The organism is Paenibacillus sp. J22P143 (genome assembly GCF_059692035.1).
In genome coordinates this window covers 161,439-168,366 of sequence record NZ_JCAUAQ010000009.1, presented here as the reverse complement: position 1 = coordinate 168,366, position 6,928 = coordinate 161,439, and the positions used below count along the sequence as shown (strand labels likewise).

Below are 6,928 nucleotides of genomic sequence, written 5' to 3'. Positions count from 1 at the left end.
CGAGGCCGTTCAAGGTAAACCTTTTCAATATGATGAAGAATTAGACACGTATTTGTGTCCTGAAGGAAAGACATTGAAATTTACGTATGTCGAAGGTGATGGAATTAAAAAACCTTATCGAAGTGTGTATGCGGCAAAGACCAAAGATTGCAAAGCATGCCCTTTGCGCGAACAATGTTTTAGTAAATCGCAGAAATATCGTGTCATTCGTCGAACACTTTTCCATGAAGCCGCAGAACGCAACAAAGATCGGGCTAAGAGCGAAGAATATCGAAACTCCATACGTCTTCGGAGTATTTGGTGCGAAGGCACATTCGGAATCATGAAACAATCTCACAATCTAAGCAGAACCTATAAACGGGGCATCCGTAACGCTACGGAACACTGCCTCTTTTCGGCATTGGCACTAAACATCAAACGAATGATTAAGGCCACGGTATAGATGGAATAGTTGGCCTTACAATTAACAAAAAGTCTATAAAAACAACAAAATGGGTTGAGGACAATATCCTCAACCCATTTTGTCAACAGCCCCGTTTGGATAAGTGCCTTCTATTATAGATTGTTCTCGTCGAACTCGAAATCAAAATCACCGATTTGGATCGTCTGTCCATGGACAGCGCCACGTTTACGCAACTCGTCATCAATGCCCATGTTACGCAAAATACGAGCAAAACGCGCGATACCATCTTGGGTAGTGAAATTCGTCCGCTTGATCAATTTCTCAATCGATGGACTCTCAATAACGAATACATCATTGTCACGACGAATCGTGAAATCATTCTCTTCGCGTTTCTCAAAGCGATATACCTTACGCTCATCCGTCCCAGCCACACCCTCAACCTCTGGGGCATTTGGGATACTTTCTACGATATCCGAAATCTTATACAGCAACTCTTGAACACCACCGCGTGTCAAAGCTGAAATCGGATAGATCGCCAATTCCTTGCCGTCAGCAGCTAATTGCTCCTTGAACAAAGCCAAGTTATCTTCGGACTCCGGCATATCCATTTTGTTGGCAACAACGATTTGTGGGCGTTGCTCTAGCTTCGCATTATACAGCTTGATTTCTTCATTGATTTTGATGAAATCCTCATAAGGATCACGTCCGTCCGCGGCTGACATGTCCACGACATGCACGATAACTCGCGTCCGTTCAACGTGACGCAAGAACTCATGCCCGAGCCCCACGCCTTCATGTGCGCCTTCGATCAAGCCCGGCAAATCCGCCATAACGAAGCTGCGGCCATCGCCAACATCAACTACTCCGAGGTTCGGGGTTAATGTTGTAAAATGATAGGCTGCAATCTTCGGCTTCGCAGCCGATACTACAGACAGCAGCGTGGATTTACCAACGCTTGGGAAACCGACAAGACCTACATCAGCCATGACCTTCATTTCAAGGATAACCCAACGCTCTACGCCTTCTTCACCGTTCTCCGCAATCTCAGGAGCCGTTACACGTGCAGTTGCGAAGCGAGTATTCCCTCTTCCGCCTCGGCCACCCTTAGCAACGACGACTTCTTGCCCATGACGAGTTAAGTCAGCAATCACTTCTTGTGTATCATCATCAATAATGGTCGTTCCAGGGGGAATACGAACAATCATATCCTCCGAATTGGCGCCATGCATCGATTTGTTGCGACCTTTCTCGCCGCGCTCTGCTTTGAAGTGCTTCTGATAACGGAAATCCATCAATGTACGCAAGCCTTCATCTACACGAAAAACAACATCGCCGCCATTGCCTCCGTCACCACCAGCAGGACCACCCTCTGGTACATACTTCTCACGACGGAAAGCAACTAACCCGTCACCACCGTCGCCGCCTTTTACAAAAATCTTTGCCTTATCAACAAACATTTCTACACCTCAACTTTATATATGAAACGGCAATCGTAGGGTGATACCTGCCTCTCCCTCTTGCCACTCATCATTCTCAAGCGAATACTGGGATACTTCCGATGAAAAACATTTTAAAACCGATTGCTCAAGTTGCTCCCGATTATAGGGGCCTTGATATACAAAATCAAGCAGTAAGCTATCTTCTTGAACATCAAATTCCAAGCTAAGTGTGCCACTTTCCCCATCATCAAAGGCCGTGTGCTCTTGGACGCATGCCACCATTTGCCGAACCAATCGTTCAATCAGTCCGTTCTGGAGGGGGAGTTGTCCAAGATTAATTTCTTGTTCGACTTCCACATTCAGCTCTAATGCCTTCGACTGAACACGGAATTGAAGCAAGTAAGCAATGAAAGATGGGATCCCCAGCCTGGAGAGATTGCTTTCCTGCTGCATAGTCATTTTTATTTTTTCCATAAGAGGCCGTAAATTATCAAACTTCTTCATCTGGATATAACCAAATAAAATTTGGGTATCATTCATCCAATCATGCCGATAGCGATTTACGACGGCAATCAACTGATGATGTGCGTCTTGTTCTTGCTGTTTCAGCTTCGAACGCCACTTCTCTTCCATTCTACTTGCTTCTAATCTCCAAGCTGTGTACCCGCTTATGAGAATGATTAGTATTAATGCTACTCTGATGATCCAGGGATCTGTAACCAACATGCCAGTCAATCCTATGAGCACAAGTGTTAATAAATAGACCTGCGCGCTGCCTAATTGCTTCATTATCCGCCCGCCCCGTTCTCCGCTTAATAACCGTTCATCCAGTATATCATGCTGACTGGTAAACTTCACCAAACAAACGAGAAAACCTCTGCCCTCGACCATCCGAAATGAGTGATCACGGTTAGAGGTTTTTCCATGCATCTTGAGAAAAAATCCCTGGATGAACTGTCGCTCACCAGGGATTCTAATTACGCTTCTAGAGCTGCAGCTACTGGAGCTACATCAACTGGGTATACGCTCACTTTCTTGCGATCGCGGCCTAAACGCTCGAATTTCACTACGCCTTGTACCAAAGCGAAAAGTGTATCATCCGAACCGATGCCCACGTTCGTTCCTGGGTGAATTTTCGTACCGCGTTGACGGTAAAGAATGCTTCCAGCAGTAACAGTTTGACCGTCTGCACGTTTAGCGCCAAGGCGCTTAGAGTGCGAGTCACGTCCGTTCTTTGTGGAACCTACCCCTTTTTTGGAAGCGAAAAACTGGAGATCCAATTTCAACAACATGGTGTTATCCTCCTTTGTGATAGATTGTTTCAATCGTTATATAGTCACCGTAAGTGAGTTCAATCGTTTGTAACATAACGACCATCGATTCCAGAATCAACTGGATATTACCCCATGTCTCCGGTACAGACCGCGCACTTTCTGGAATTGTAACATCCAGTAAGCCTCGCTCCATCTCGTGAATTGGAATTATCCCCGTAATTGATTCAATCGAGTTAACAGTACCGAACGTTACCGCTGATACCGCGGCGCAGACCAAGTCTTTGCCAGGTACGTCATATTCAGCATGGCCTTCCACTACAAAAGAAAGGATTTGAGGCGAATCCGGTGCAAGACGTTCTATGGTCACGTAGATCATAGGCTTGTCTCTTACGCTTGGATTTTCTCAACTACTACTCTTGTGTACGGTTGACGATGACCTTGCTTTTTGTGATAGTTCTTTTTCGGTTTGTACTTATAAACGATGACTTTTGCGCCTTTGCCGTGTTTTTCCACTTTCGCGGAAACTGAAGCACCTGCAACCAATGGAGCACCTACTACTAGGCCATCCTCTTTGGAAACCAAGAACACACGATCAAAAGAAACAACCTCACCCTCAGCAGCGTTCAATTTTTCGATGTAAAGAACATCGCCCTCTTGAACTTTGTACTGTTTACCACCTGTTTCAATAATTGCGTACATTTTCATTACCTCCTCATGTCTCAGACTCGCCTTGTGCAGGTGACGGAAATGGACGGAATCCAATCGCGTACTTCGACCTGTTTCGTGCGGTTACAGCATGCCTAAACAACACACTCCGAGTATTATATCACAGTAATTAATTCATATGCAAACCTTTTATTTGCGTTTGCGGGTCATTTCCAGCAATCCTAGCTTGGTCCATCCTACTATCGTTGTCTTGGAGCGATCCTTGCGCACAGCTTCCGCCATATTCGCCATGACCTTCGCACGATTATCTTCCGCATGCATATCAATAAAATCGACGATAATGATGCCTCTTAAGTTACGAAGCCGCAAAAGCCTGGGAATTTCAACAGCTGCTTCCCGATTAATATCCGTCACGGTTTGCTCTAAATCAATCGAACCCGTGTAACGTCCCGTGTTCACATCAATCACCGTCAGCGCTTCTGTTTGATCAATGATTAGATACCCACCGCTAGGCAGCCAAATTTTACGACGAAAGCTCTGATTCAACTCTTCCGTAACACCGAAATGATCGAACATTGGTGTTTTACGATCATAAAAAGCAATACGGCCTCGCCAGCTTGGCTGTTGTTTGCGCAGTAAGGTTCTCATTTCTTCAAAGACCTTATTATTGCTCATCCATACTTCTTGAACTTCGTCGGATATCACATCTCTAACCAGCTTAGGTAAGAGATCAAGGTCCTGGTAGAGCTGCGCAGGAACAGCCGACTCTTCTCGCTTCGCTAGAATGGTACTCCATACATCACGTAAATTTTGTAAATCATCTCGAATAGCTTCTTCACTTTGCCCTACCGCACCTGTGCGAATAATAACACCTTCACCTGGCAAAAGGTTACCCTCTGCAAGCTGCTTCAGACGCTGCCTCTCGGCTTCCAGATCAATTTTACGTGATATCGCAATGTAATCAGCATCTGGCATATAAACAATCCAACGGCCCGGAATGGAAACGTGCGTAGTCACTCTTGCCCCTTTGGTGCCCTGCGGATCTTTGCTTACTTGAACCATTAGCCTTTGCCCAACTTCAGCAATCTCTGTAATGGAAGGCTTGATCTTAGGTTGCTTGTCCAAATGAACAGGGAGGAGATCGTCTATATAAAGAAAGGCATTCTTCTCAAGTCCGATATCGACGAATGCCGCTTGCATGCCAGGAAGTACGTTAACGATGCGGCCCATATAGATGCTGCCTGCCCGTTGAGATTCAAGCGGATACTGCGTATCATACTCCACAAGACGACCATCCTCTAGCAATGCCGCTTGTGTAAGTTCAGGTGCGCAGTGAATTATCAGTTGCTTCATACACGTTCACCTCACCAGTTATTTTACATGAAAAGATCGGAAACTGCACTCCCCGGTTTTTTTCCATCTAAATAACCGACGACAATTTGCTGCTCGGGCAGCACGGCTTGAATGCGCCCCACATCGTTCACTACATAGATTAAATGATATTTTTCTCGCATAAAAAGCTTCAACGTCTCCGCCATCGTTAGCTGCTTTGTGATAACAATCGGCTGCGCTCTTGTACCGCGGCTCAGCAGCTGCCCCACCCGGAATCCGCGCCCCATTAGGAAGCGAAGGAAATGGTAAGGTATTTGCCGGTAAGCATACCAATTTGAAACAAGAAGAAACAAGCCAATAACCAGAATATTGATCGGCAGCTGTCCTTGTACGAGCTGTATAATCGCCATAATAATGATCGAGAAGCTTATGATCATACTGATCCAAACCGTGTAGACAATCGTGTTATGGTACGACATGATATAACCCAACAAGCCTTGCATCACTTTCCCGCCATCGAGCGGCATCACGGGGATCAAATTGAATAAACCGATCATGAGGTTCGCTTCAATGAAGTAGTCCCACCAGCTGCCACTTCCGATATCGAATGACTTCATCAGCAGCGCCAATAAGATCATCCATACATGTTGGAGGGGGCCTGCTAACGCGACGATCAATTCCTCGCGCGTGGACGTAGTTCCTAGCTCATCAACAATCAACACACCACCGAAGGGAAGAAGCTGGACTTCCTGAACCCGCCAACCGAACCCTTTCGCTGCGGTTAAATGCCCCAGCTCATGGATGAGAACAATGCCGAATAAAGTGATCGCCTCTAGAAAATACCCAGTAAAGGCACAGCCAATCATGATTAACGTAAATAATGGATGAAATCGATACTTCGTCCCCGCCCATTTAATCAAAGGTGATCACATCCGATGGGTTGATCATCACGCCCTCTTTCATGACAGAAAAGTACATGGTCCCTTTCGCTGGATCTTTGGCAGATGCCTTTCCTATGGGCTCCCCAACCTTCATCCAATCGCCTGCGGCTACACTCACGTCACTAAGTCCTCCATATAAAGACTCCAGTCCACCTGGATGGCGAATCATGATCGTTAACCCCGTATCCGCAGCATTACCTGAGAAAATGACCTGTCCCGTGTCCATCGCATACACGGGAGCAAAATCAGCTGTGTTCAAATTGACTCCTTTATGGATCGTCCCATCGTATCTGATCATCACCGTACCCTTCACTGGCGCGAACAACGTGCGCTTCGAGGTACTTACAATAACAGCTTCATTACCTGTGCGATTAAAGCTAGGAATGAAAGAGGGTGACCCTCCAAACTTATCGGTATACCAAGCGGAAAATGCCGTAAAATCATATGACTGCGTAAGTGCTGTTGTAACATACAGCTTCCCTTTGATTGCCCATGGCTTGTCTAGCTGGAACATCCCATAAACACTCGCAAATATCACGCCGCTAATAAGCAGCTTGAAGGCGATTTTGCGAGGAGACGGCGGCGTTAAGAAGCCTCTTTCCGTATCATCGTTCGCTGTATCCATCATGAGTTTCTGTCTCCATGCAAACTCAGGATCCTCCATCCGCCTTCTCCAGTCAGGATCAGCAGATAGCGGCACTTCATCTTTCTGGTGTGATGGCAACATGTATTCGGCCGACTGAGAGGAAAGTGACCCACCATGCCCGATTGATAGTTCCGACGATTCTCGCAAATGGCGAAGACGTTCTAGTCGGCGCTGCTTTACTTTATCTTTTATAACCATAGAATCCCCCTCCTTATAGACTTTCATTA

9 protein-coding genes are annotated in these 6,928 nt (G+C 46.1%); 1 reads left to right on the top strand and 8 read right to left on the bottom strand.

All coding sequences use genetic code 11. From position 1 onward, the window contains the following. Positions 1 to 442 (top strand): transposase (locus AC58PQ_RS15695; protein WP_497243010.1); only part of this gene is annotated, 442 nt, incomplete at its 5' end. Between the two features lie 113 nt (positions 443 to 555). Here AC58PQ_RS15695 and obgE read toward each other — a convergent pair. The 8 genes from obgE to AC58PQ_RS15655 form a co-directional block, all read right to left on the bottom strand. Continuing rightward, complete coding sequence (obgE, locus tag AC58PQ_RS15690) at positions 556 to 1,860, bottom strand: GTPase ObgE (protein ID WP_497243008.1); 1,305 nt, start codon at positions 1,858 to 1,860, stop codon at positions 556 to 558. 15 nt (positions 1,861 to 1,875) lie between these two features. Then, positions 1,876 to 2,772, bottom strand: coding sequence for a Spo0B domain-containing protein (locus AC58PQ_RS15685; protein WP_497243006.1), 897 nt, complete (start codon positions 2,770 to 2,772; stop codon positions 1,876 to 1,878). Between the two features lie 47 nt (positions 2,773 to 2,819). Further along, positions 2,820 to 3,131, bottom strand: coding sequence for a 50S ribosomal protein L27 (gene rpmA / locus AC58PQ_RS15680; RefSeq protein WP_171686887.1), 312 nt, complete (start codon positions 3,129 to 3,131; stop codon positions 2,820 to 2,822). A gap of 7 nt (positions 3,132 to 3,138) precedes the next feature. Beyond that, on the bottom strand, positions 3,139 to 3,492 hold the full coding sequence (locus tag AC58PQ_RS15675; RefSeq protein WP_497243004.1) for a ribosomal-processing cysteine protease Prp: 354 nt from the start codon (positions 3,490 to 3,492) through the stop codon (positions 3,139 to 3,141). 11 nt (positions 3,493 to 3,503) lie between these two features. Continuing rightward, entirely contained in the window at positions 3,504 to 3,815 is a 312-nt protein-coding gene (gene rplU / locus AC58PQ_RS15670) for a 50S ribosomal protein L21 (RefSeq protein WP_028555793.1), read from the bottom strand. 156 nt (positions 3,816 to 3,971) lie between these two features. Continuing rightward, positions 3,972 to 5,135: an Rne/Rng family ribonuclease gene (locus AC58PQ_RS15665; protein WP_497243002.1), complete on the bottom strand. Its 1,164-nt coding sequence runs from the start codon at positions 5,133 to 5,135 to the stop codon at positions 3,972 to 3,974. A 23-nt stretch (positions 5,136 to 5,158) separates the two neighbouring features. Beyond that, positions 5,159 to 6,034, bottom strand: a complete 876-nt coding sequence (locus AC58PQ_RS15660) for a M50 family metallopeptidase (protein WP_497243000.1) — start codon at positions 6,032 to 6,034, stop codon at positions 5,159 to 5,161. Continuing rightward, positions 6,027 to 6,899 (bottom strand): peptidoglycan DD-metalloendopeptidase family protein, encoded by an 873-nt coding sequence (locus AC58PQ_RS15655; RefSeq protein WP_497242998.1) that lies wholly within the window; start codon positions 6,897 to 6,899, stop codon positions 6,027 to 6,029. Before AC58PQ_RS15655 ends, AC58PQ_RS15660 begins: the two co-directional genes overlap by 8 nt. Positions 6,900 to 6,928: the final 29 nt, after the last annotated feature.

What these genes read in the sequence shown, in the direction of transcription:
- AC58PQ_RS15685 (WP_497243006.1), bottom strand. Translation starts at nt 2,772, where the DNA reads ATGCATGGAAAAACCTCTAACCGTGATCACTCATTTCGGATGGTCGAG.
- rplU (WP_028555793.1), bottom strand. Translation starts at nt 3,815, where the DNA reads ATGTACGCAATTATTGAAACAGGTGGTAAACAGTACAAAGTTCAAGAG.
- AC58PQ_RS15665 (WP_497243002.1), bottom strand. Translation starts at nt 5,135, where the DNA reads ATGAAGCAACTGATAATTCACTGCGCACCTGAACTTACACAAGCGGCA.
- obgE (WP_497243008.1), bottom strand. Translation starts at nt 1,860, where the DNA reads ATGTTTGTTGATAAGGCAAAGATTTTTGTAAAAGGCGGCGACGGTGGT.
- AC58PQ_RS15655 (WP_497242998.1), bottom strand. Translation starts at nt 6,899, where the DNA reads ATGGTTATAAAAGATAAAGTAAAGCAGCGCCGACTAGAACGTCTTCGC.
- AC58PQ_RS15675 (WP_497243004.1), bottom strand. Translation starts at nt 3,492, where the DNA reads ATGATCTACGTGACCATAGAACGTCTTGCACCGGATTCGCCTCAAATC.